Annotated in this window: 17 protein-coding genes; 10 read left to right on the top strand and 7 right to left on the bottom strand. The window is 75.0% G+C overall.

Annotation, left to right across the window (positions count from 1 at the left end; all coding sequences use genetic code 11):
- Window positions 1-1,133: 1,133 nt before the first annotated feature.
- A complete protein-coding gene (locus tag ACFYZ3_RS34720) occupies window positions 1,134-2,465 on the top strand; it encodes a cation:proton antiporter (RefSeq protein ID WP_388526331.1) in 1,332 nt (443 codons plus the stop codon).
- 156 nt (window positions 2,466-2,621) lie between these two features.
- Window positions 2,622-3,065, top strand: coding sequence for a hypothetical protein (locus ACFYZ3_RS34715; RefSeq protein ID WP_388526328.1), 444 nt, complete (start codon window positions 2,622-2,624; stop codon window positions 3,063-3,065).
- 188 nt (window positions 3,066-3,253) lie between these two features.
- Here the strand turns inward: ACFYZ3_RS34715 and ACFYZ3_RS34710 are convergent, their stop codons facing one another.
- Window positions 3,254-4,438: a S1 family peptidase gene (locus ACFYZ3_RS34710; protein WP_388526325.1), complete on the bottom strand. Its 1,185-nt coding sequence runs from the start codon at window positions 4,436-4,438 to the stop codon at window positions 3,254-3,256.
- A gap of 262 nt (window positions 4,439-4,700) precedes the next feature.
- Between ACFYZ3_RS34710 and ACFYZ3_RS34705 the strand changes: the two genes are divergently transcribed.
- From ACFYZ3_RS34705 to ACFYZ3_RS34695, 3 genes are read left to right on the top strand one after another with little or no spacing between them, the layout of a single operon-like run.
- Entirely contained in the window at window positions 4,701-5,207 is a 507-nt protein-coding gene (locus ACFYZ3_RS34705) for an SRPBCC family protein (protein WP_388526322.1), read from the top strand.
- The gene (locus ACFYZ3_RS34700; protein WP_388526320.1) at window positions 5,200-6,819 is read left to right on the top strand and encodes a phytoene desaturase family protein; all 1,620 of its coding nucleotides are present in this window, start codon (window positions 5,200-5,202) and stop codon (window positions 6,817-6,819) included. Before ACFYZ3_RS34705 ends, ACFYZ3_RS34700 begins: the two co-directional genes overlap by 8 nt.
- Before the next feature lie 43 nt (window positions 6,820-6,862).
- Window positions 6,863-7,741, top strand: a complete 879-nt coding sequence (locus tag ACFYZ3_RS34695) for an SDR family oxidoreductase (RefSeq protein WP_388526317.1) — start codon at window positions 6,863-6,865, stop codon at window positions 7,739-7,741.
- 26 nt (window positions 7,742-7,767) lie between these two features.
- On the opposite strand, the gene ACFYZ3_RS34690 is transcribed toward ACFYZ3_RS34695, so the two are convergent.
- Window positions 7,768-9,339 (bottom strand): FAD-dependent oxidoreductase, encoded by a 1,572-nt coding sequence (locus ACFYZ3_RS34690; protein ID WP_388526314.1) that lies wholly within the window; start codon window positions 9,337-9,339, stop codon window positions 7,768-7,770.
- 174 nt (window positions 9,340-9,513) lie between these two features.
- A complete protein-coding gene (locus tag ACFYZ3_RS34685) occupies window positions 9,514-10,716 on the bottom strand; it encodes a lycopene cyclase family protein (protein ID WP_388526311.1) in 1,203 nt (400 codons plus the stop codon).
- A gap of 340 nt (window positions 10,717-11,056) precedes the next feature.
- Here ACFYZ3_RS34685 and crtI point away from each other — a divergent pair, with 340 nt between their 5' ends.
- From crtI to ACFYZ3_RS34660, 5 genes are all read left to right on the top strand, one after another.
- Window positions 11,057-12,574: a phytoene desaturase family protein gene (gene crtI / locus ACFYZ3_RS34680; RefSeq protein WP_388526308.1), complete on the top strand. Its 1,518-nt coding sequence runs from the start codon at window positions 11,057-11,059 to the stop codon at window positions 12,572-12,574.
- Entirely contained in the window at window positions 12,571-13,572 is a 1,002-nt protein-coding gene (locus tag ACFYZ3_RS34675; protein ID WP_388526305.1) for a phytoene/squalene synthase family protein, read from the top strand. Before crtI ends, ACFYZ3_RS34675 begins: the two co-directional genes overlap by 4 nt.
- Window positions 13,569-14,600, top strand: coding sequence for a DUF5914 domain-containing protein (locus ACFYZ3_RS34670; RefSeq protein ID WP_388526302.1), 1,032 nt, complete (start codon window positions 13,569-13,571; stop codon window positions 14,598-14,600). Before ACFYZ3_RS34675 ends, ACFYZ3_RS34670 begins: the two co-directional genes overlap by 4 nt.
- 16 nt (window positions 14,601-14,616) lie before the next feature.
- A complete protein-coding gene (locus ACFYZ3_RS34665) occupies window positions 14,617-15,108 on the top strand; it encodes an MSMEG_6728 family protein (RefSeq protein ID WP_388526300.1) in 492 nt (163 codons plus the stop codon).
- A 95-nt stretch (window positions 15,109-15,203) separates the two neighbouring features.
- Window positions 15,204-16,142 carry a DMT family transporter gene (locus ACFYZ3_RS34660; RefSeq protein ID WP_388526297.1) on the top strand — a complete coding sequence of 313 codons (939 nt, stop codon included), beginning with the start codon at window positions 15,204-15,206 and terminating at the stop codon, window positions 16,140-16,142.
- Here ACFYZ3_RS34660 and ACFYZ3_RS34655 read toward each other — a convergent pair.
- From ACFYZ3_RS34655 to cdtC, 4 genes are all read right to left on the bottom strand, one after another.
- Window positions 16,106-17,644, bottom strand: coding sequence for an MFS transporter (locus tag ACFYZ3_RS34655; protein ID WP_388526294.1), 1,539 nt, complete (start codon window positions 17,642-17,644; stop codon window positions 16,106-16,108). The genes ACFYZ3_RS34660 and ACFYZ3_RS34655 overlap by 37 nt on opposite strands.
- Window positions 17,645-17,730: 86 nt before the next feature.
- Entirely contained in the window at window positions 17,731-19,068 is a 1,338-nt protein-coding gene (locus tag ACFYZ3_RS34650) for a lipase family protein (RefSeq protein WP_388526291.1), read from the bottom strand.
- A 158-nt stretch (window positions 19,069-19,226) separates the two neighbouring features.
- Window positions 19,227-19,823, bottom strand: a complete 597-nt coding sequence (locus ACFYZ3_RS34645; protein ID WP_388526288.1) for an exonuclease domain-containing protein — start codon at window positions 19,821-19,823, stop codon at window positions 19,227-19,229.
- A 58-nt stretch (window positions 19,824-19,881) separates the two neighbouring features.
- Entirely contained in the window at window positions 19,882-21,966 is a 2,085-nt protein-coding gene (cdtC, locus tag ACFYZ3_RS34640) for a siderophore ABC transporter permease CdtC (protein WP_388526285.1), read from the bottom strand.
- Window positions 21,967-21,968 lie beyond the last annotated feature (2 nt).

The raw sequence follows: 21,968 nt of genomic DNA, 5'->3' as shown, positions 1-21,968 counted from the left end.
CGTCAGGGGACCCGTCGACGACACGTCATGCGACCACCCGTGCAGGGCCGGTTGGCTGATCGTTTGCAGTCCTGCGGGTGTGCGTCCGACCCGGGCGGGCGAAGCGGCCGTCACCCGAATGGACCCCGCACGGTACTGGTCACGGCCGAACCGGTGTCTCCTGAAGAGTGTCAGCGGCGTCCAGGCTGGGAGGCCGATCATGTACGAAATGTGCGTGGGCCCGGAGAAGGCGGGCGGAGCGTTGGTGTGGCACGTACTGTCCAAACAGGCCGCGGCCACACTCTGCGGACAGCAGCTCCGCGAACGTATCGAGGCATCCGACGGTGAACGGGCGCGTCACTGCCCGGACTGCATGGCTTCGTTCGAGAAGTTGATGGCAACCACACCGTGCTGACGGACCGTCCGCAAGCCGTCCGCCCCGTCGCATCCCGCGGCGGGGCGGACGGCGTTCCCGGGGAGGCGTGAGCGTCGGCCGGGAACGTGGAGGGGGAGCGCGGTCCCTGACGATCACTCGGTTGGCGCAGTCTCATGGCGGGTGGCGGGGGAAGTCGCCGGTCATGCCCCGGCGCGCGTCGTCCTCCCGTGCCCGGGGCCGCAGGACGCGCCGCGGCCGGTATCCCCGAGTCGGCCGCGGCGCATCCCCCTCGGGCCGCCGAGCGGCCTGTCCCGCGGGCGCGATGGGTGTCGGCCGCCGGACCATTTGGGTGTCGTCCCCGATGGCCGCGCGGTGGCTCGGCGTGTGACCGTGGACCGGCGCCGCGCCCCGGCGGTCCTTGCGGGTGCCGGGGGAGGGCGCGGGCAGGCGGCCCGTGCCGCCCGGTCAGGGGCGTTGCCGCGTGGTTCGTTCCGGGTGTGCGGTGCGCACCCCGGGTGCCGGGGGCGGTGTCGTGGCAGGCATGCCCCGGGCGGCGTGTCCGCCCGCATGCCCCTGTGTCCGGTACGCCCGCGTGTCCGCCTGCCAGTTTGCCCGTCCGCCCGGTTCCTGCCCGGCCGTCTGCTCGTCCGCCCGTCCGCCTGCCTGCCCGTCCCCTCGTCCGTCCGTCCGATGACGCATCCCCGAAGAAGGAGAACCCGCATCCATCCCCGTCAAGTGAAGCCCTCCCGAACCTCCGCGCGGTCGAAGGCGGTGACCCGTGGGACACGCTGACACCCTGCTCGCCATGGGCGGCGCCTTCGTCGCCGCCGCGTTCCTCGCCCGCCTCGGCGGGAGGATCGGACTTCCGACGATCCCTCTGTTCATGCTCGCCGGCATCCTGCTCGGCCCTCACACACCGGGTTTCGTCCTGGTCGAGGACGCGCACGACTTCGAGATGCTCTCCGCACTCGGACTGGTGCTGCTCCTCTTCTACCTGGGGCTGGAGTTCCACCTCGACGACCTCAAGAGCGGCGGCAAACGGCTGCTCACCGCCGGGGGCATCTACCTGCTCCTGAACGTGGGCGCCGGGCTCGGCTTCGGGTTCGTCCTCGGGTGGGGGGTGCGCGAGGCCCTGGTGCTGGCGGGTGTGCTCGGCATCTCCTCCTCCGCGATCGTCACCAAGATCCTCATCGACCTGGGCCGGATCGGCCGCCCGGAGACCCGCCTGATCCTCGGTGTCATCGTCGTCGAGGACATCTTCCTCGCCCTGTACCTGGCCGCCCTGCAACCGGTGATCTCGGGCGCCCACGGCGTCGCCGACACGGCCCTCCAGGCAGGCAAGGCCTTCGGCTTCCTGCTGGTACTGGCCGCGGCGGCCCGCTACGGCACCCGGCTCGTGGGGCGACTGATCCACACGCGGGACAACGAACTGCTCGTCATCAGCTTCCTCGGCGCCGCGGTGCTCGTCGCCGGTGTCTCCGAAGTCCTGGGCGTCGCCGACGCCATCGGCGCCTTCATGGTCGGTCTGATCCTCGCCGGCACCCCCTCGGGGCCGCGGATCCGCGAACTGGTGCACCCGCTGCGCGACGCGTTCGCGGCCATCTTCTTCTTCGCCTTCGGGCTCGCCATCGACCCCGGCGACCTCGCCTCCGTCGCCGGTCCGGTGGCCGCGGCGGCGGCCCTGACCGTCGTCATGAACATCGTCGCCGGGCTGTGCGTCGCCCGGGTCTACCACTACGGTTCCGAACCGGCCGCGGAGATCGCCACCACCCTCGTCGCCCGGGGGGAGTTCGCGCTGATCCTGGCCGCCATGGCCGCGGGCGCCGGACTCGACGCCCGGCTCGCTCCCTTCATCGCCGGTTACGTGCTCGTCCTCGCCGTCCTCGGCCCCATCGTCGCGGCACGCGCCCACGTCCTCGCCGCAGCGCTGCGGGCCGTCGGCGGACTCCTGCCGGGGACCAGGACACCGGTCGCGGCGGCGGGTGGCGGGACCGGCGCGGAGACGGAGGGTGACGGCCGCCCGGAACGGGACCCGGTGCCGGTTCCGGCCCAGGCCTCTCCCTCGTTCGGGTCGTCGTCCTCCTCGGAGCACACGGAGGCGGAGCACTAGCCGGGGACGCGAACGGCCACGCAACGAGGCCCGCGGGCGTGGCCGGTCGTCGCCCCGGGCGGCACGGCGGCCCGGCTCCCGGTGGGACAATCTGCCCACAGGGTCGTTGTCCGACGCCGTGGTCGGACGCGTCCGGGACCGGAAGGAGCCGTCAGCATGATCGAGTGGGTGCCCCTGGGCAGCGGTGCCAGACCCGTTCCCCGGCCGGTCGCGGCTCCCCTGGTGTGGGCGGGTGCGTTCGGCGGGGCCCTCCTCCTGGTCGGGCTGCTCAACGGCGTCGTGGGCGCGGGGCGTCCGGGCCTCGCCCTGGTCGCGCTCTCCCTGCTGGCGGCCGTGCTCGGCCTCTGCGCCCGGTTCACGGCCGCGCCGGGGACGGCCGTGCTGTGCTGGCTGTCCCTGAACGGCTTCGCCATACCGCCGGCCGGCACGCTCACCTGGGCCGGCCGGCGGGACGCGTTCTGGCTGGCCTGTCTGCTCGGCGCGGCCCTCGTCGGCACGGCGCTGGCCCGTCTGGTCCACGCGCGCGCCGCCTACCGTCGGCTGACCACGGCGACGGGTCCGGACGTGCCGGAACCCGGGACCGGCCCCGGCGACGTCTGAGCCACCGGCACGCGGGGTCCGCGGAACCGCGGACACAGCGGGCCGGGAAGGTACGGACCGCGGAAACAGCGGGCCGGGGAGGGACGGGCAGCGGACACAGAGGGCCGGGGAGGGACGGGCCGTGCACGCCGGCGGCCGGGAAGGGACGGACCGCGGACACCGGCCCGTCCCTCCACACCGCTGTCCGGTCAGGCCGTGTGCAGGGTCAGGCCGTAGCGGTTGAGGATCTCGTTGACCGGCTGGAACCAGGTCTCCCCGCCGCCGGAGCAGTTGCCCCAGCCGCCCGAGGTGACGCCCTGCGCCTGGTCACCGCTGATGAAGGAGCCACCGGAGTCGCCGGGCTCGGCGCACACACTGGTCTTGGTGAGCTGGTGCACCACCGAGCCGTCGCTGTAGTTGACCGTCTCGTTGTGGGCGAGCACGGTGCCGCAGTGCCAGTGCGTGGTCGACCCGGAGCGGCAGATCGAGGCACCGACGGGTGCCACGTTCGAGCCGCGCACGAGCTGGTCGGAGACCGTGCCCCAGCCGAGCACGACCGGCACCGTCCACCAGCCGCTGCCCACGCTGACCCACGCGTAGTCGTTGTCGGGGAAGGACGAGCCCTGGAAGGTGCCGATGTACGAGCGGTCCCAGCCGCTGACCCCGGCCCCGGCCCGGCCGCAGTGCCCGGCGGTGACGAACCCGCCGTGCACCGAGAAGCCGATGGAGCAGCGGACGTTGCCGGTGTAGTAGGGGTCACCGCCGACGGTGCCCGCCGCGAAGGTCTGCGGAGCCGACGGCACCGTGCGCACCGTGACCGGCGCGGCCTCGCGGGCCTGCTTCAGGAAGCTCTGGACATCGTTGTCAGCGCGCTCACCCGCGACCACGTCCACGACGACCTTGTTGGTGGCCTGGTCGACGCGCCAGCTGCTCACTCCGGCGGGTGCGTCGAGACGGTCGACGCGTGCCTTGGCCGCGTCGAGCTGCTGTGCGCTGTGCTCCACGGTGCGGACCTGTGCGCCGGTGGCGCGGACCGCCCGCAGGGTAGAGGGTGCCGCGTCCCCGGTGACGGCCACCGTCAGCCGTCCGGCGTCCGCGTCGAACCACGAGCCGCCGAAGGCCTTACCGGCCGCCCGGCGTGCCGCGGGCTCGATGCCGGTGGCGTCGCGTTCGGCCGCGAGCCGGGTCTCGGCCTCGGCCCGGGTGAGGCCGAAGTCCTTCTGCATGGCGTCCAGCAGGGCGGCGGAGGCCGGCTGCTCGGAGGAGGAGTCGGAGGAGGAGGGGGAGTGGGTGGGGGCTTCGGCCGCCGAGGCCGGCAGGGTGCCGACCGCGGTCAGGCTGCCGAGCACGAGGAGTCCGGCCAGGCCGAGGTGCCTGAGTCTGCTGCGTCTCACGGAGTTGCCCTTCGTCGTTCCAGCAAGGTGGGGGTGGAACAGATGGCATGGAACAACCGCGGTTTGAGAGCGCTCTCATCGGGTCGCTTCGAGCTTAGCCAGCCATCCGTCATCAGGTCCATGCCAATGCACGGCCTTTCCCGCGACCGGCTCTCCACCACCGGTGACCCGTCCCGTTGGTTGGCCGGTCGCGTCCGGGGCACTCAGGCTGGGTCCTCGCAAATGACGGCCGTACGACGGCCACCGGACGTGGGAGGTACGCGTGGCGGTTCGGCACAGGCTCATCCAGGCGACCCCGGACGCGGTCTGGGACGTCCTCGCGGACGGCGACCTGTACGTGGAATGGGTCGTGGGACCCTCCGAGGTCACCCCCAGGGCCGGACAGTGGCCGCAGGTCGGCGCGACGATCGCGTACGAGGTACGGCTCGGGCCGCTGCGGCTCCACAACGAGTCGGTGGTCAGACGCTGCGTGCCGGGCTCCGAGCTGGAGCTGGAGGCGAAGGCGGGCAGACTCGGCACCGCCCGGATCGCCGTCGAACTGCGCCCCTGGGGCGAGCAGTGCCTGGTGATCGTGGACGAACACCCCCTGCGCGGGCCGGGGGGTCTGCTGCACAACGTCGGCGTGGAAGCACTGATCCAGGTACGCCACCGGGCCATGCTCGCCAGGCTCGCGAACCTGTGCGAGTCCGAGGCCGGTGACCGGTGCCGTCCCGACCCGCCCGACGCGATGGGGTCCGTGGAGTACCGGCCGGGAACCGGCCGTGCCTGACGCCGTCGTGGTCGGGGCCGGACCCAACGGCCTGGTGGCGGCGAACCTGCTGGCCGACGCCGGCTGGAGCGTGACGGTCCTGGAGGAGCAGCCCGAGCCCGGCGGCGCGGTGCGGCACGACGGCGAGGTCGCCCCCGGCTTCGTCAACGACCTGTTCAGCTCCTTCTACCCGCTCGCCGCCGCCTCCCCGGTCCTCGGCGGACTGCGGCTGGAGGAGCACGGGCTGCGCTGGGCCCACGCGCCCCACGTACTGGCCCACCCCCTGACCGACGGGACCTGCGCCGTCCTCGACCGCGACGTCGCGACCACCGCCGCCTCCCTGGACGCCTTCGCCCTCGGGGACGGCGCCGCGTGGGAGCGGCTGCACGCCGTGTGGGACCGCTACCGGGCCGACATCCTGGACGCCCTGTTCACACCCTTCCCACCGGTGCGCGCCACCGCCCGGCTGGCCCTGCGGCTGCGCGGCGCGGGCGGACTCAGGCTCGCCCGCACCCTGGTGCTGCCGGTGCGGCGCATGGGCGAGGAGGAGTTCCGCGGCGAGGGCGGCAGGCTGCTGCTGGCCGGCAACGCCCTGCACGCCGATCTCGCGCCCGAGGCGGCCGGCAGCGGAGGTTTCGGCTGGCTGATGTCGATGCTCGGGCAGACGTACGGCTTCCCCGTGCCGGTCGGCGGTGCCGGCGCCCTCACCGAGGCCCTGGTCCACCGGCTGCGCGCCCGGGGCGGCACGCTGCACTGCGGCCGGCGCGTCGAACGGGTCCTGGTCCGCGACCGGCGCGCCGTCGGCGTGCGCACCGCCGACGGGGAGACGGTCACCGCCCGCCGCGCCGTCCTCGCGGACGTCTCCGTGCCCGCCCTCTACGGCGGGCTCGTCGCCCCGGCGGACCTGCCGGACCAGGTCCTGACCGACCTGCGGCGCTTCCAGTGGGACTTCGCCACCTTCAAGGTGGACTGGGCGCTTGACGGGCCCGTGCCCTGGCAGTGCGAGGACGCGGCGCGGGCCGGCACCGTGCACCTGTCCGACGGTCTCGACGAACTGACCCGGTTCGCCGCCCAGATCGCCATGCGGCAGGTCCCCGACCGCCCCTTCTCGCTGTTCGGCCAGATGACCACCACCGACCCGACCCGCTCACCGCGCGGCACCGAGTCCGCCTGGGCCTACACCCACGTCCCGCACGATGTCCGCGCCGACGCGGGCGAGGAGGGCATCACGGGAACCTGGGACACCAGGGAGCGGGAACTGATGGCGGACCGGGTCGAACGCCAGGTGGAACGCTTCGCGCCCGGCTTCCGGGCGCTGGTACGGGCCCGCCGCGTGCTGGCCCCGCCGACCCTCCAGGCCATGAACGCCAACCTGGAGGGCGGCGCCATCAACGGCGGCACCACCGCCATGCACCAGCAACTCGTCTTCCGGCCCGTGCCCGGCACCGGGCGGCCCGAGACTCCGGTGGCCGCTCTCTTCCTCGCCTCCGCGGGCGCCCACCCCGGGGGCGGGGTGCACGGAGCGCCCGGCGCCAACGCCGCGCGCGCCGCACTGCGCCAGCACCGGTTCGCGGGCCTCGCCCGGCTCCAGCGGGGCCTGACCCGGCGGGACCGGGCCGGTGACCGGCACTGACCGTCGCGACCGTACGCCAAGCACCCGAGGAAAGAGCCGACCGGTGACAGACAGCCCCCTCCAGAACCGCACCGTCGTGGTGACCGGCGCCGCGCGCGGACTCGGCGCCGCCCTGGCCCGGGCGTGCGCACTCCGCGGCGCCCGGATCGCGCTGCTCGGCCTCGAGAAGCCCCGGCTGGACGCCCTGGCGGCGGACCTGCCGACCCCGGCGCTCGCCGTCGAGGCCGACGTCACCGACCCCGTCGCGCTGGCCGACGCGGCCGGTGAGACGCGCCGGCGCCTGGGGAAGCCGTCGGTCGTGGTGGCGAACGCCGGGGTCGCGCACGGCGGACCCTTCGCCACGTCGGACCCCGACGAGTGGCGGCGCGTCGTCGACGTGAACCTGACCGGCAGCGCCCACACGGCCCGCGCCTTCCTGCCCGACCTGCTCGACACCGCGGGCTACCACCTCCAGATCGCCTCGCTTGCCTCGCTCGGTGCCGCGCCCATGATGAGCGCCTACTGCGCCTCCAAGGCGGGCGTGGAGGCCTTCGCCCACTCGCTGCGCGCCGAGGTGGCCCACCGCGGCGTCGCCGTGGGCGTCGCCTACCTCAACTGGATCGACACCGACATGATCCGCGACGCCGACCGCCACGCGGTCCTGCGCGAACTGCGCTCCCACATGCCGCCCCCGGCCCGCCGCACCCTCCCGGCGGACGACGTCGCCGCCCGGCTGGTCCGGGCGCTGGAGCGCCGCCGCACCGCGGTGTACGTGCCGGGCTGGCTGCGCCTGGTGCAGCTGGGGCGCGCGTCACTGCCGCCCGCGGTGGCACGGCTGTCCCGCCGTGAACTGCCCCGTCTGGAGGCCGAGGACTCACTGGACCCCACCGGCCCGCTCGGCGCGGGCGGCCGGGCCGGCCACGCGGCAGGAACGCGTACGTAGCCACCGGTGCCGGCACGGTGCCCGGGTCAGCGCGTCCCGAACCGTCGCGCAAGGGCACGCAGCGGCGCAGAGCGGCCCCCGTCGGGCACCGTCCACAGCGTCTCGCCCCGCACGCCCCACCGCTCCAGCAGGGCGTTGGCGGCGAGGAAACCGGAGGTCGCCGCGCGCTCCATCAGCGCCACCGGCAGATCCGTACGGACCAGGTCCCCGGCGACGACGAGGGCCGGGTCGGGGGTGCGGACCGTGGGGCGGTCGCGGTAGCCACCGACGGTGAACAGCGGGCAGTCCGCCCGCCACTCGTGCCGTGCGGCGACCACCCGGGCCCGACGGGTCTCCGGATACACCCGGTGCAAGGCGTCGACGAGCCGCTTCTCCTCGACCTCCCGGACCGCCGTCGGCGGCACGGCGTAGGCGTGGAGTTCGACGACACAGCCGCCGGTGCGCGCCGCCCAGCGGGCCGCCTCGCCCTCCCAGTGGGACAGCACGCTGACGTTGTCCAGCGAGCCGTAACCGCTCGTGCCGAGGAAACCGGGCCGGCCGGAGGCGACCGGGCGGTCCAGCCACAGCCGGGAGACCAGGAACGGCGGAGCGTTGCGCAGCCCTGCCACCCGCGCCCGCCAGGCGGCGTCACCCAGATGCGGCGAGCGGCTCACCACTCCCCGCAGCCCGCCGACGTCCGTCGCGAGCACCACGGCGTCGTACGCCCGCGCCCCGGCGGCGTCGATGACGAGCTGCCCGCCGGACGGACCCGGCCGGACGGCCTCGACGGACGTGTTCGTGCGCACCTCGGCCCCGTGCCGTGCCAGGTGCCCCGCGAGCGGGTCCCACAGCGCCCGCGGGAACGGCTCGCGCGGTACGTCGAACAGCAGCCCCTCGCTGGAGCCGAGGAAGTAGATGTGGAACATCAGCGCCATCTCCGCGGCCGACAGCTCCCGCGGGTCCGCGAAGAAGCTGCGGGAGAACACCTCGAAGGCCAGATGGCGCGCGGCGGCCGGAAAGCGCAGGGAGTCGAGGAACTCGTGGGCGCTGACATCGTCCAGGCGCTCGTGGACGCGGCGGGTACGGACGTCGAGGAGCGGCAGCGCGGCCGAGGGCCGCAGGGCCGTCAGGTCGCGCGGGCCGAAGCTGGGACTCAGGGCGACGAAGGCGAGGGCGCTGAACGGGGGAGTGCGGGGAATCCTGCGGAAGCTGTCGCACAGCCCGCCGCTGTGCCGCAGCGGGTAGTCCGGCAGCCCGGTCAGCATGCCGAGGCCCGGATCGCACCGGCGCAGCAGGCTCCGCAGGTTGTAGTACTGCCGGAAGAAGGCGTGGAAGCCCCGGCTCATGGTGGCCGGAGTGCCGTCGGGCAGGGCGATCGTCCAGCCCCCGACCCGGCCGCCGAGCACGGGCTCGCGCTCGTGCAGCACCACGCGCACCCCGCGTTCCGCCAGGGCGGTCGCCGCCGCGAGGCCCGCGATGCCGCCGCCGACCACCGCCACCGACGGCGGATCGCCCGCGACCCGCTCCCGCCCCGGTGCGGGGGACAGCACCCGCGCCCGCCGGTCCCTCCCGGGAAGCCGCCCCTCGCCCCCCTGCCCGGCCCCACCGCGCCGGATCACCGCGCACCGCCGCCGCGGGGCTCCGTGCCCTCCGCCCGGCGGGCAGAACACGGGGCCGGGGCATGGGCGTGGCGGCCCGGTCCGACGGCGGGCGGTCGGCCGCGGTGGCCTGCCGGGCGGTCGGGCACGGTGTCGGGCGGCGAGGGCATCGAGGGCTCCCGGTTCGGTCGGCGCTCAGCGGAGGGGCAGGTGGCGGCGCCGCAGCCACGGCAGTTCGGCCGCCGTGCGCAGCATCGGCAGGACCGGCACGCGCAGACCGACCGCGAGGTCCTCGTACAGCCGCGACCGGCCGTCGAGGAAGCGCAGCAGCCGGTCGGCGGGTACGCGGTCGAACAGCCGGAAGAAGAGGTCGGGTCCGTCGACCCGGCCGGTGTCCAGGGCGCGCAGCAGCACCGCGTCCATCAGCCGGGCCCGTGCCGGGTGCGGAGGAGGAGGCACCGGACGGCGGCCCGCGCGCACCGCGCGCGCGACGGCCTCGGACTGCCGCTGCACGGCGGCGAAGGTGTAGCCGGTGGACGCCCGGGTCGCGCCGCCCGCGACGCCGATCCGGAAGACCCGGTCGCTGCCCCCGGCCCGACGGTCGAAGACGGCGTCGGTCATCGGGATGACGCCCTGCTCGGCCGAGAGCACCTCCGTCGCGCCGGTGCGCAGGACCCGCCCCGTGTAGTCCTCCAGCGCGCGGTCGTACGCCTCGGTCGTCAGGGGTTCCGGGCCGAACTCGGTGTACTCGACCAGCGCGGTGTGCCGTCCGGTCGGCAGCACGTAGCCGAACGACAGCCCCCGGGCGGGCTGGGCGGTGCGGAAGTCCATCAGGTCGACCGCCTCCGGCTCGAAGACCGGCCGCTCGGTACGGACGAACCAGCCGCGGAAGTGCTGGAGCAGACGGGTGCGGGCGGCCGGCAGCCGCTCCGGGGGGCGGGAGTCGAAGACCCAGCGGGCGCGCAGGTCGACCGGTGCTCCCGCCGCGTCCGTGGCCGCCACCCGCACGGTGGCGTCCGGCAGACCGGTCACGGCGCCGACGACGGCCTCGACGCGCCGCAGCCCCGGACGGTCCTTCAGGTCCCGTTCCACCAGCGCCTCGAAGTCGTCCGAGCGGATCATCTTGTAGCGGGTGGGCGCGATGTGCCGCCGGACGGCCCTCCCGTCCCGGCCGTGCACCCGCAGCCACTCCCACGACGCGGTCGCCGCCGGGTCGAAGCGGCCTGGTCCGGCCTCCCAGAAGCACCAGGTGCGACGGGGCGGCCGCAGCGGTCCCGGCGGCGGATCGACCAGGACGACGGAGGACACCGCACGGGGCGACGCCCGCGCCGGGAGCCGGTGCGCCAAGGAGAGCCCGGCCGCCCCCGCACCGACGACCACGATGTCCGCGTCGAGCACGTCCGCCTCCTTCCCGTCGGTCCGCCCGCCGGTTCGATCCGGTGCGGAGTATTCCGCCCGCCGCCGCCGGCGGACGTACGGCGCGCTGGACGGCGTGGCACGGGCGCCCGCCGGGGGCCGCGGCACCGCCGAGCGGCTGACTGCCGGACGGGTGACTGCCGGGCGGGTGACTGCCGGACGGGTGACTCCCGGACGGGAACCGGCTCCTGCGGCGTCGTATCGGAAGCGAAGAGGGAAGGCATGACGCCGACCCCACGAGAGGACCCGCGATGCGCCCCGGCACGGTCGACGACGACGGAACCCACCGGACGGGCCGGCCGCGCGCGGTCCGGGACCTGCGATGACGCGGACGGTGCCCGGACGCACGGACCACGTCGTGGTCGTCGGGGCCGGGCTCGCCGGGCTGTCCGCGGCCCTGCACCTGCTGGGCGCGGGACGCCGGGTGACCGTCGTGGAACGCGAACCGCGGCCCGGCGGCCGGGCCGGACGGCGTGAACTCGGCGGCTACCACCTCGACACCGGTCCGACCGTGCTGACCATGCCGGACCTGGCCGACGAGGCCTTCGCGGCCGTCGGCGAGCGGCTGCGCGACCGCGTCGAACTGCTGCCCCTGCACCCCGCCTACCGCGCCTGTTTCGCCGACGGCACCGCACTGGACGTCCACACGGACGCCGACGCCATGGAGGCGGAGGTCGAACGGTTCGCCGGGGCCCGGGAGGCGGCCGGGTACCGGCGGCTGCGCGACTGGCTGGGGCGGCTGTACGCCGTCCAGCTGCGCCGGTTCATCGACGCCAACTTCGACTCCCCGCTCGCCCTGCTCACCCCCGACCTGGCCCGGCTCGCCGCCCTCGGCGGTTTCGGCCGTCTGGACGCCCGCGTCGGACGGTTCCTGACGGACGAACGGCTCAAGCGGGTCTTCTCCTTCCAGGCCCTGTACGCCGGTGTCGCACCGGCCCGCGCGCTGGCCGCCTACGCCGTCATCGCGTACATGGACACCGTGGCCGGCGTGTACTTCCCGCGCGGCGGCATGCACGCCCTGCCCCGCGCCATGGCCGGTGCCGCCGTGGACGCGGGGGCCGACCTGCGCCTGGGACGCGACGTCACCCGCCTGGAGCGGTCCGGCACCCGCGTCACCGCGGTCGTCACCGAGCACGAGCGCATCCCGTGCGACGCCGTCGTCCTCACCCCCGACCTGCCCGTCGCCCACCGGCTGCTGGGCCGCCGGCCGCGCCGCCCCCTCGCCCTGCGGCACGCGCCCTCCGCCGTCGTCCTGCACGCCGGCACCACCCGTACCTGGCCGCACCTCGCCCACCACACGCTCTCCTTCGGCGCCGCGTGGCACCGGACCTTCGACGAACTCACCAGGACCGGCACCCTCATGACCGACCCGTCCCTGCTGATCACCAGACCCACCGCCCACGACCCCACGCTCGCCCCCGAGGGCCGCCACCTCCACTACGTCCTCGCGCCCTGCCCCAACACCGACATCGGCCCCGGCGCCCACGCCTGGAGCGATCTCGCGCCCCGCTACCGCGACCGCCTGCTCGCCACCCTGGAGCGCCGGGGACTGACCGGCATCGCCGCCGCGGTCGAGCAGGAGTGCCTGGTGACGCCTGCCGACTGGACCGCGCAGGGGCATGCCGCCGGCACCCCGTTCTCGGTGGCCCACACCTTCGCCCAGACCGGGCCCTTCCGGCCCCGCAACCTGGTGGGCGGCACCGACAACGCCGTCCTCGCGGGCTGCGGGACCACGCCGGGCGTCGGCGTGCCGACGGTACTGCTCTCCGGGAAACTGGCCGCCGCCCGCATCACCGGAACGCGGGCCCGCCCCGCGGCGGCGCGGGAGGGCCGCCGATGACGCGGCGCGAACTCGACGCCGCCGGCATCACCGACCCGCGGCTGCGCGCCGCCTACACCCGCTGCCGGCTCCTCAACGCCCGCCACGGACGCACCTACTTCCTGGCCACCCGCCTCCTGCCCGCCGACCGCAGGCCCGCCGTGCACGCCCTGTACGGGTTCGCGCGGTGGGCGGACGACATCGTCGACGACACCGGGGACGGCGCCACGCAGGCCGAGCGCGCCGCCGCCCTCGCCCGCCTCGACGCACTGCTGCGGCGGGCGCTCACCGGCCGCCGCCCGGCCGCCGAACCCGTGGTGCTCGCCCTGGCCGACACCGCCGACCGGTACGCCATCGAACCGGCGCACTTCACCGACTTCATGGCCTCGATGCGCGCCGACCTCACGGTCACCGACTACGCCACCTACGCCGACCTGCGCGCCTACATGCACGGTTCGGCCGCCGTCATCGGCCTCCAGATGCTGCCCGTCCTCGGCACCGTGACCGCCCGCGCCCTGGCCGCCCCGCACGCCGCCGCGCTGGGCGTCGCCTTCCAGCTGACCAACTTCCTGCGGGACGTGGGCGAGGACCTGGACCGCGGCCGGATCTACCTCCCCGCCGACCTGCTGGCCGCGCACGGCGTCCACCGGGACCTGCTGCTCTGGAGCAGGCGCACCGGCCACCGCGACCCGCGCATCACGGCCGCGCTGCGGGCCGCCGAGGACCTCACCCGGGCCGTCTACCGCGAGGCCGAGCCCGGACTGGCCATGCTCGACCCCGTCGCGCGGCCCTGCATCCGCACCGCCTGCCTGCTCTACCGGAACATCCTCGACACCATCGCGGAGGGCGGGTACGCGGTCCTGCACCGCCGGGCGGTGGTGCCCCGCCGGCGCCGTGCGGCCGTCGCGGCGGACGGGCTCGTGCGGGTCCTTTCCGCCCGGCTCGGCGCACGTGGCACCCCCGCGCCCCCGCCGGTGCCACCAGGCGCCGACGCCCTCGGCGTGAAGGAGCCCGGATGAGCACCGGTCCCCGCCCGCGCCGAGGGCGCCTCCCCCTGCGGCTGCGGCGCCACGCGGTCCCCTGGCAGCATCAGCGGCCGACCTGGCGCGAGGCACGCCCCGCCGTCATCGCCGCGGCCCTCGAACGGGCCCTGGCACGCCCCTCGGGCAACTGGTACGTCCTCGGCGCGGTCACGGACGTACGCCCCGCGCGTCCGCTGTCCGGCACCGTCGCCGGCGTCGAGGTGGTCGTCTGGCGGGACGCGCGGGGACGTCTGGTGGGCGGCCCAGGCGTCTGCCCCCACCTCGGCGCCCCGCTGGCCGACGGCCCCGTGCGGTGCGGCACGCTCGTGTGCCGCTGGCACGGACTCGCCCTGGACGGCGCCCCGTTCGCGGGCTGGGACCCCCTGCCGGTCCACGACGACGGCGTGCTGGTGTGGGTACGGCTGGACACCGTGGGGGAGGAGCGCCCGACCCCGGCGCCCCTCGTGCCCGACCGGCCGCCCCGGGCCACGGCCCTGACATCCGTGTGGCGCGGGGTGGGGACCTGCGAGCCCGAGGACGTGGTCGCCAACCGGCTCGACCCGTGGCACGGAGCCTGGTTCCACCCGTACTCCTTCGTGGACCTCACCGTCCTCCGGGCGCCCGGCACGACACCGGACGACCGGAGCGACCACGGAGACCGCGACCGCTTCGTGGTGGACGTGTCCTTCCGACTCACCGGTCGTCTGGTCGTCCCCGTGCGCGCCGAGTTCACCGCGCCCGGACCCCGCACCGTCGTCATGCGGATCACGGAGGGCGAGGGCACCGGATCCGTCGTGGAGAGCCATGCCACGCCGCTCGGCCCGGACCGGAGCGGGCGGCCGCGCACCGCCGTGGTCGAGGCCGTGCTCGCCACCTCGGACCGGCCCGGTTTCCCCCTGGTCCGCCGCCTGGCACCGGCCCTGCGCCCGCTGATGCGCGCCGCCGCCGGCCGCCTGTGGCGCGACGACCTCGCCTACGCCGAACGCCGTGGACACCTGCGCGCCCGCGGCCTCTTCCCCGGCTGAACGGAGCGGCACCGGTATGCAGACCTTCCTCCCCCACCCCGGTTTCCGGGACTCGGCACTCGCCCTAGACCGGCGTCGCCTGGGCAAACAGCGCGTGGAGGCGCTCCAGGTGCTGCGCGGACTCACCGTCCCCGGCTACGGCTGGCGCCGGCACCCGGCGGTGCGGATGTGGACCGGCTACGAGGAGGCACTGGTCCGCTACGGCCTCGACGTCTGCCGGGTCTGGCGCGAGCACGGTCACCAGGACAGCTGCGCGGCCTCGCTGGTCGCCGGACTCGCCGAGGTCCGTCCGGGCGAGCCGGTGCGCGGCCAGGAGGAGCTGGCGGCCGCCGGGGAACTGCCGCCCTGGCTGGGCGACGAGGCCTTCCACCGCAGCCACCGCTCGGCACTGGTGCGCAAGGACCCCGCGGCCTACGCCGGCCTCTTCCCCGGGGTACCCGACGACCTGCCCTACGTGTGGCCCCGTTCGGACCGGGAGCGCGGGGAGCCGGGCAGCGGCGACGCCTAGCCGGGTTCACAACGGTCCTCGCCGCGGATTGGTCCCCGACGGTGCCTGCGAAGTGGACCCCGTGACGGGCCGCCGCGCTCTCTAGCGTCGTGGCCATGAACGCCACCACCACGCGCGGGTCCCTGCTCGCCGCGCTCGCCTGTGTCCTCGTCGGAGGCTCCTTCACCGCGAACAGCCTGCTCGGCGACTACCCGTACGCCGGCGGCCAGTTCCTGCGCTACGGCCTGGCCTTCCTGCTGCTCGTCCCGCTGGCCGGGCCCGGCGCGGCGGCCCGGCTGCGCGCGCTCGGCGCCGCCCGGTGGCTGCGCCTTGCGCTGCTCGCGGCCGTGGGCATGGTCGGCTTCAACCTGGCGGTCCTCGCCGCGGAACGCACGGCGGAGCCGGCGGTACCCGGCGTCTTCGTGGGCTGCGCACCCGTGGTCGTCGCCGTCCTGGTCCCCCTCCTGGAGGGGCGCCGTCCGCAACGGATCGTCCTGTACGGGGCGTTGTTCGTCGCCGTGGGCGCCTTCACGGTCCAGGGCTGGGGGCGCACCGACGGCGCGGGCATCGCCTTCTCCGTGTGCGCCCTGGTCGGCGAGGTCGGCTTCGCGGTGCTGGCCGTGCCCGTCCTGCGGCCGCTGGGCCCGCGGCTGCTGTCCACCGTGGTGTGCGGCGTCGCGGCGGCCGAGTCGGCGCTGGCCGGTGTCCTGGCCGACGGGAGCGGGTGGCTGCGCCGGCCGGACGCGGTGGAGGCGGGCGCGCTGCTGTGGCAGGCGGTGGTGGTCACCGTCGTCGGGTTCGTGTGCTGGTACATGGGCATGCAGCGGATCGGCGCCGAGCGCGCCACCCTGTTCTCCGGACTGATCCCGGTCGCCGCCGCGTGCACGGCACCGCTGGTCGGCACCGGCTCCTACGGCGCCGCCCAGGCCGTGGGCAGCGCCCTGGTCTTCGCCGGGGTAGCCGTGGGGTCGGGCGCGGCACTCCCGTCGGCGCGCGGACGACGGCCCGCGGCGGAGCGTCAGACGGCGCCCGAGCGGTCCTTGGAGAAGCTGTAGAGGTCCTTCGAGGTCGTGATGAGTTCGCGCTGTTCCTGCCGGGAGCCGACCATGGGCTGCGAACCGTGCAGCGGCACCTGGGCGCTCTCGGGCAGGAACTTCACGGTCGCCAGGCCGACGGCGCCCGCGACCATCAGGTAGTAGGCGGGCATCAGTTCGTCGCCGGTGATGCTCACCAGCGCCTCGGCGACCAGCGGTGTGGTGCCGCCGAAGGCCGCGACGGCGAAGTTGAAGCCGATGGCCATGGCGGCGTAGCGCACGGCGGTCGGGAACAGCGCCGGCAGGGTGGCGGCGCTCGGCGCGGCGAAGCAGGCCAGCAGCGTGGACAGCAGCAGGACCCCGGCGACCGGCGCCCAGACACCGTCCGCCTTCAGCAGCAGGAAGGCCGGGACGGCGAGGACGATCATCGCCGCCGCGCCGGTGGCGTACAGCGGGCGGCGGCCGACGTGGTCGCTGAGCCGGCCCAGGAAGGTGATCAGCAGCACGATCCACACCATGCCGATCAGCACCAGCACGTCCGCGAAGCCGCTGGAGCGGTCCAGGGTCTCCGTCTGGTACGTCGGCAGGTACCCCGTCACCATGTAGTTGGTGACGTTGTAGAGCAGCACCAGGCCCATGCACACCAGCAGCGGCCGCCAGTGCTCGCGCACGATGGTCTTGAACTCGCTGCCCGCCGACTCCTGTGCGAGGCCCTTCTCGTGCGCGTCGAGCTGCTGCTGGAAGGCGGGCGACTCCTCCAGCTTGAGCCGCATGTACAGGCCGATGACACCGAGCGGCCCGGCGATCAGGAACGGCAGCCGCCAGCCCCAGTGCAGCATCTGGGCGTCGGTCAGCGCCAGGTTCAGGACGGTGACCAGCGCCGAACCTGCGGCGTAGCCGACGAAGGTGCCGAAGTCGAGCCAGCTGGAGAGGAAGCCGCGCCGCCGGTCGGGTGAGTACTCGGCGACGAAGGTGGTGGCGCCGCCGTACTCGCCGCCCGTGGAGAAGCCCTGGACCATCCGGGCGAGCAGCAGCAGGATCGGGGCGGCGACGCCGATGGTGGCGTAGCTGGGGATGAGGCCGATGGAGAAGGTGCCGAGAGCCATCATGATCATGGTGGTGGCGAGCACCTTCTGCCGCCCGACGCGGTCCCCCAGCGGGCCGAAGACCAGGCCGCCGAGCGGGCGCACGACGAAGGCCGCGGCGAAGGTGGCGAAGGAGGAGATGACCTGGGCGGCCGGGGAGGCGCCGGGGAAGAACACCTTCCCGATGGTGGCGGCCAGATAGCTGTAGACGCCGAAGTCGAACCACTCCATGCAGTTGCCGAGCGCCGAGGCCCCGACCGCGCGCTTGAGCAGGGGCTTCTCGACGACCTGGACGTCCTCCTCGCGAAAGGCCCGCCTGGTGCGGCGGAGCCGGCGGGTCAGCTCCTCGCGCACCTGCCGCGGCAGGTGCGCGATCGAGCTCGGCACCTTCGCCCCGCCCGGGGGGCCGGTCCCGCCGTCGGGCTTCGCCTCCACCACGCCGTCGCCTCTCCGTCGCTCCGCCACGATTCGCCTGAGCGAATTCTGTGCCGGAATGCGGGGTCGGCGCATGCCGGGGGCGGGGCTCAGGGCTGTACGGGCATGCTCCAGCAGTTGGAGCCGGCGGGCTCGCCGGAGAGCCGGTCGGTGAGCCAGGCGATGGCGTTGCCCTGGTCGGCGAGCAACGGGGCGAAGTGGTTGAGCAGGCCGCTGCCCACCCCCGGGAGCAGCACGGGCACGTAGGTCACCTTGCCGCCCTTTCCGCACCAGTCGACCGCCAGCCGGCGGGCCTGGCCGTGGGGGACCAGGTCGTCGCTGACGCCCGTGGCCACGCGGACCGGGCTGCCCGGTGCGGTCGAGCCGATGCGCTGCTCGGCGAGGAAGCTCTGCAACGCGGGTTCGGCGCGGATGACGTCGCTGATGGACTGACCGGTCTTCGTCCAGTCCGTGCTGCTGTCGCCGCCGTAGCCGAAGAGCGCGTCGCCCACGCACATCGTCGACAGGTCCTTCAGCGCCTCCTGCCCCGCCCCGTTGATGTACCGGTCGGCGATGGGCCGCAGGGCGGGCTCGGTCTGCAGGAAGCCGTTGAGCGACCAGCCCAGGGCGCCCGCGAGGTCGCTGCCGTCGATCGCCTTCGTCACCTCGGTGAGGTCGGCGGGCGGGGCGCCGGCGTAGGTGCCGGCCAGCCGGACGTCCGGGGCGTAGGAGGGCTGGAGCTCTGCCGCCGCCGCCGTGGCGCCGCCGCCCTGGCTGTACCCGAACAGACCCACCCGGGAGCCCGAGGTGACGGACGCCGAGTCGAGGGAGCGTGCGGCGCGTACGGCGTCCAGTACGGCGTGGGCCCCGTCGACGCGGTTGACGTAGGTGTGCAGCCGGTCGGTGGTGCCGAGGCCGACGTAGTCGGTGACCACGACGGCGACGCCGCGCAGCAGCAGCCGGTAGACCGACAGGTCCTCGTAACCGACCGAGACGGTCTGGCCGTTGAGCCGCAGCGGGTGCTCCAGGGCCATCGAGGCGGCGCACTGGTCGCCCTGTCCCATGGTGCCGGGCGCGACGGCGACCAGGGGGCGGGGCCCGTCGCCGCGCCACTTCGCGGCCGGTTCGATGTAGGCGCCGGTCACGGCGACGGCTTCGCCGTTCGCGTCGGTGGACTTGTACATCAGCCGGGTCGCCCGGCCGGGGAGGGGGCCGTCGATGCCCGGCAGGCTGAGCGCCAGCGGGAGCGGCTCGCTGCGGATCAGCGTGCCGTCGGCGCCGGGGAGTTCGGACGGCGGGGTGTAGAAGGCGGGGATCTCGACGCCGCGGGACGTCGTGGTCGTCGAGTCGCCGGCCGGGCCGTCGGCCGCGGCGGCGGGGACGGCCTGGGCGCCGAGGGCGAGCGCGGCGGTGATCGCCGCGGCGAGCATGCGGGGACGTGGGGGCATGGCGAACCTCCTGGGGAAGGGCCGGATCCGGTCGTCCGCGGTCCCGTGGGGTCAGGTCCGTGGTCGCGCTGCTCCTGTGGGGTTACGGGACCGTAACCGGACAGGGGTTACCAGGGGTAGCACCTGACTGGTTACGGTTCAGTAACTTGACGTCGCGTCTAACAAGAGCCGGGCCAGGCGCCCTGGGCGGCCAGCCGGAGCACCAGCGCCGCGATGTTCCAGGCGTCGTCCACGCCCCGGTGGTGCCGTCCCTCGAGCGGCAGCCCCGCGATCTCCAGCGCCCGCGCCATGCCGGGGCGCCTGCGCAGCCCGTGGGCGCCGGTGAAGACCGCCTTGGCGTTGGTGTGCGCGCGCTCGGCCGGGAGGCCGAAGGGGTAAGGGACCCCGTCCGCCGCGCACTGGCGGACGAACTGCTTGCGGTCGTAGTCGCCCCAGCTCGCCCAGGGCCGCACGCCCGCGCCGTGTTCACGCACCAGCGTGTCGCAGGCCCGGGCGAGACTCACGCCCCGATCGGCCTCGGCCTGGGTGATACCGGTCAGCTCCGTGCAGAACGCGCTCACCCGGGAGCGGGCCGGCCGCACCAGGATCCGGTGCCGGGCCACCCGCTCCCGGGCGCCGAGGTCGACCACGGCGAGCCCGATCTCGATGACCTCGCTCACCGCGCCGGGCGGCGGCTGCCCGTCCCAGCAGGTGGCCTCGAGATCGATGACGTTCAGCAGGCCCTCGTGGCCCCCGTCCGTGCCGCGCCGGTCCATGGCGGCACCGTACGGGGGCACCGCTTTGCGGGCACCCGGTTTTCCGTCCCGGGACCGCCTAGCGACGGCTCCGTACCAGCAGGTAAAGGAAGTACGGCGTCCCGATCACCGCCGTCATGAGCCCGGCGCCGAGCTGGGCCGGGGCGATGACCGTCCGGCCGAGGAGATCGGCGGCGCAGACGAGGGTGGCGCCGAGGAGGATCGCGACCGGCACGACCCGCACGTGCCGACGGCCCACCAGGGCACGGGCCGCGTGCGGCGCCACCAGCCCGACGAACCCGATGGTGCCCGCGCAGGCCACCGCGGTCGCGCTGAGGACGACGCTCAGCACCAGGAAGCCGAGGCGCCCGGGCGCCAGCCGCAGGCCGAGCAGCCGCGGCGTGTCCTCGTCCAGGGAGATCAGGTCCAGCTCGGTGCGCCGGGCGACCGCGACACCTATGCCGACCAGCAGCGCCAGCGCGACCGGCAGGACGTCCGGCATGGTCCGCCCGTAGGTCGAACCCGACAGCCAGGTCAGCGCCTTGTTGGCGTTGAACGGGTCGGTGAGCACGATCAGCAGGCTGATCAGCGCCGCCGTCCCGGAGGCCACGCCGATGCCGACGAGGACCAGCCGGTTCTGCCGGAAACCGCCCCGCGCGGCGAGCCCGAAGACGAGGACGGCGGTGACCGCGGACCCCGCGAACGCGGCTCCCGCCACGCCCCACGTCCCGGCGGCCGGCACGGTGGTCACCAGGATCACCGCACCCAGCGCGCCGCCGCCGGTCACGCCGAGGACGTTCGGTTCGGCGAGCGGGTTGCGGGTGACGGCCTGCACGAGCGTGCCGGCCAGCGCGAGCGCCGCGCCCGCGCCCAGCGCGGCGAGCACCCGCGGCACCCGCGTGTCCAGCACGAAGGAGACGGTCCGGCCGGCCCGGCCCTGGGCCCAGTTGACGACGTCGCCGAGGAGCAGCTTGCTGTCGCCCACCAGCACGGCGGCGATCACGAGCCCGACCAGGACCACGACCAGGACGGCGACCGTGGCCAGGAACACCGCCCGGCTCGGGATCCGCAGCCGGTCCGGTGCCCCGGCACCGGCGGTGTCCCGCACCCGCAGCGCCATGGCGACCAGGAACACGGCGCCGACCAGGCTGGTGACGACGCCCGTGGGCACGGACACCGCGCGGTCGTCCGCGATCAGCGCCCGCAGCAGCACGTCCGAACCCAGCACCAGGGCCGCGCCGGTGAGCGCCGCCGCGGGCATGGCCGTACGGGAGCGGGCGAAGCCGCGGAAGCGGCGGGCGAGCGGGCGCACCAGGGCGGGCGCGCACAGGCCGACGAAGCCGATCGGACCGGCAAGCGTGACCGCGGCGGCGGAGAGCAGCGCCGCGAGCACGACGGCCGTGACCCGGGTCGCCCGCACCGGGACGCCGAGACCGCGTGCCGCGTCGTCGCCGAGGGCCAGCGCGTCCACCCGGCGGGCCGTCAGCATCAGGCCCACGAGCCCGATCAGGGCGATCGGCAGCATCTGCAGGACGCCGTCGAAGCCGTTCTGGGCGATGCTGCCCTGGTTCCACTCGTACAGGCCCTTCGTCTGCTCCGGGAAGAGCAGCAGGAGTGCCTGCGTCATGGAGTGCAGACCCAGCATCAGCGCGGTGCCGGCCAGCACCAGCCGGACGGTGCCCGTGCCGAGGCCGGACAGTCCGAGCACGACGGCCGCCGCCGCCAGGCCGCCCACGAAGGCGATGCCGGACGAGGCGAGCATCGGCAGCGAGACGCCGGTGGCGCCGGCCAGCCCGAGCGCCAGATAGGAACCCGCGTTCACCGCGAGGGTGTCGGGCGAGGCCAGTACGTTGCGGCTGACCGCCTGGAGCACGGCACCCGCCATGCCCAGGACGGCGCCGACCAGGAGCCCCGCGGTCATCCGGGGCAGCCGGGAGGCGACGACGACGGACGCGTCGTCGGGGTCCGCCCGGCCGGTGAGTGCCTTGAATACCTCGGAAGGGCCGACGGCGGCGGTGCCCTGGGTGATGTCGACGACCGCGAGGACGGCGACCAGCAGGACGATTCCGGCCGTCACCGCGGCCGCGCCCGACCGGGACGACGGGACCGTCGACGGACGGGCCGCGGTGGGCCCGGTGGCGGGTTCGGTCGTGGTGACGGCCATGG

Origin of the sequence: Streptomyces sp. NPDC001599, from assembly GCF_042893535.1 — a bacterium.
In the GTDB taxonomy this organism is placed as follows: Bacteria; Actinomycetota; Actinomycetes; order Streptomycetales; family Streptomycetaceae; genus Streptomyces.
The sequence above is the reverse complement of the archived record's forward strand: the minus strand, read 5'-3'. Positions and strand labels throughout refer to the sequence as shown.

What these genes read in the sequence shown, in the direction of transcription:
- ACFYZ3_RS34715 (WP_388526328.1), top strand. Translation starts at nt 2,622, where the DNA reads ATGATCGAGTGGGTGCCCCTGGGCAGCGGTGCCAGACCCGTTCCCCGG.
- crtI (WP_388526308.1), top strand. Translation starts at nt 11,057, where the DNA reads ATGACGCGGACGGTGCCCGGACGCACGGACCACGTCGTGGTCGTCGGG.
- ACFYZ3_RS34675 (WP_388526305.1), top strand. Translation starts at nt 12,571, where the DNA reads ATGACGCGGCGCGAACTCGACGCCGCCGGCATCACCGACCCGCGGCTG.
- ACFYZ3_RS34670 (WP_388526302.1), top strand. Translation starts at nt 13,569, where the DNA reads ATGAGCACCGGTCCCCGCCCGCGCCGAGGGCGCCTCCCCCTGCGGCTG.
- ACFYZ3_RS34665 (WP_388526300.1), top strand. Translation starts at nt 14,617, where the DNA reads ATGCAGACCTTCCTCCCCCACCCCGGTTTCCGGGACTCGGCACTCGCC.
- ACFYZ3_RS34660 (WP_388526297.1), top strand. Translation starts at nt 15,204, where the DNA reads ATGAACGCCACCACCACGCGCGGGTCCCTGCTCGCCGCGCTCGCCTGT.
- ACFYZ3_RS34650 (WP_388526291.1), bottom strand. Translation starts at nt 19,068, where the DNA reads ATGCCCCCACGTCCCCGCATGCTCGCCGCGGCGATCACCGCCGCGCTC.
- ACFYZ3_RS34645 (WP_388526288.1), bottom strand. Translation starts at nt 19,823, where the DNA reads ATGGACCGGCGCGGCACGGACGGGGGCCACGAGGGCCTGCTGAACGTC.
- cdtC (WP_388526285.1), bottom strand. Translation starts at nt 21,966, where the DNA reads ATGGCCGTCACCACGACCGAACCCGCCACCGGGCCCACCGCGGCCCGT.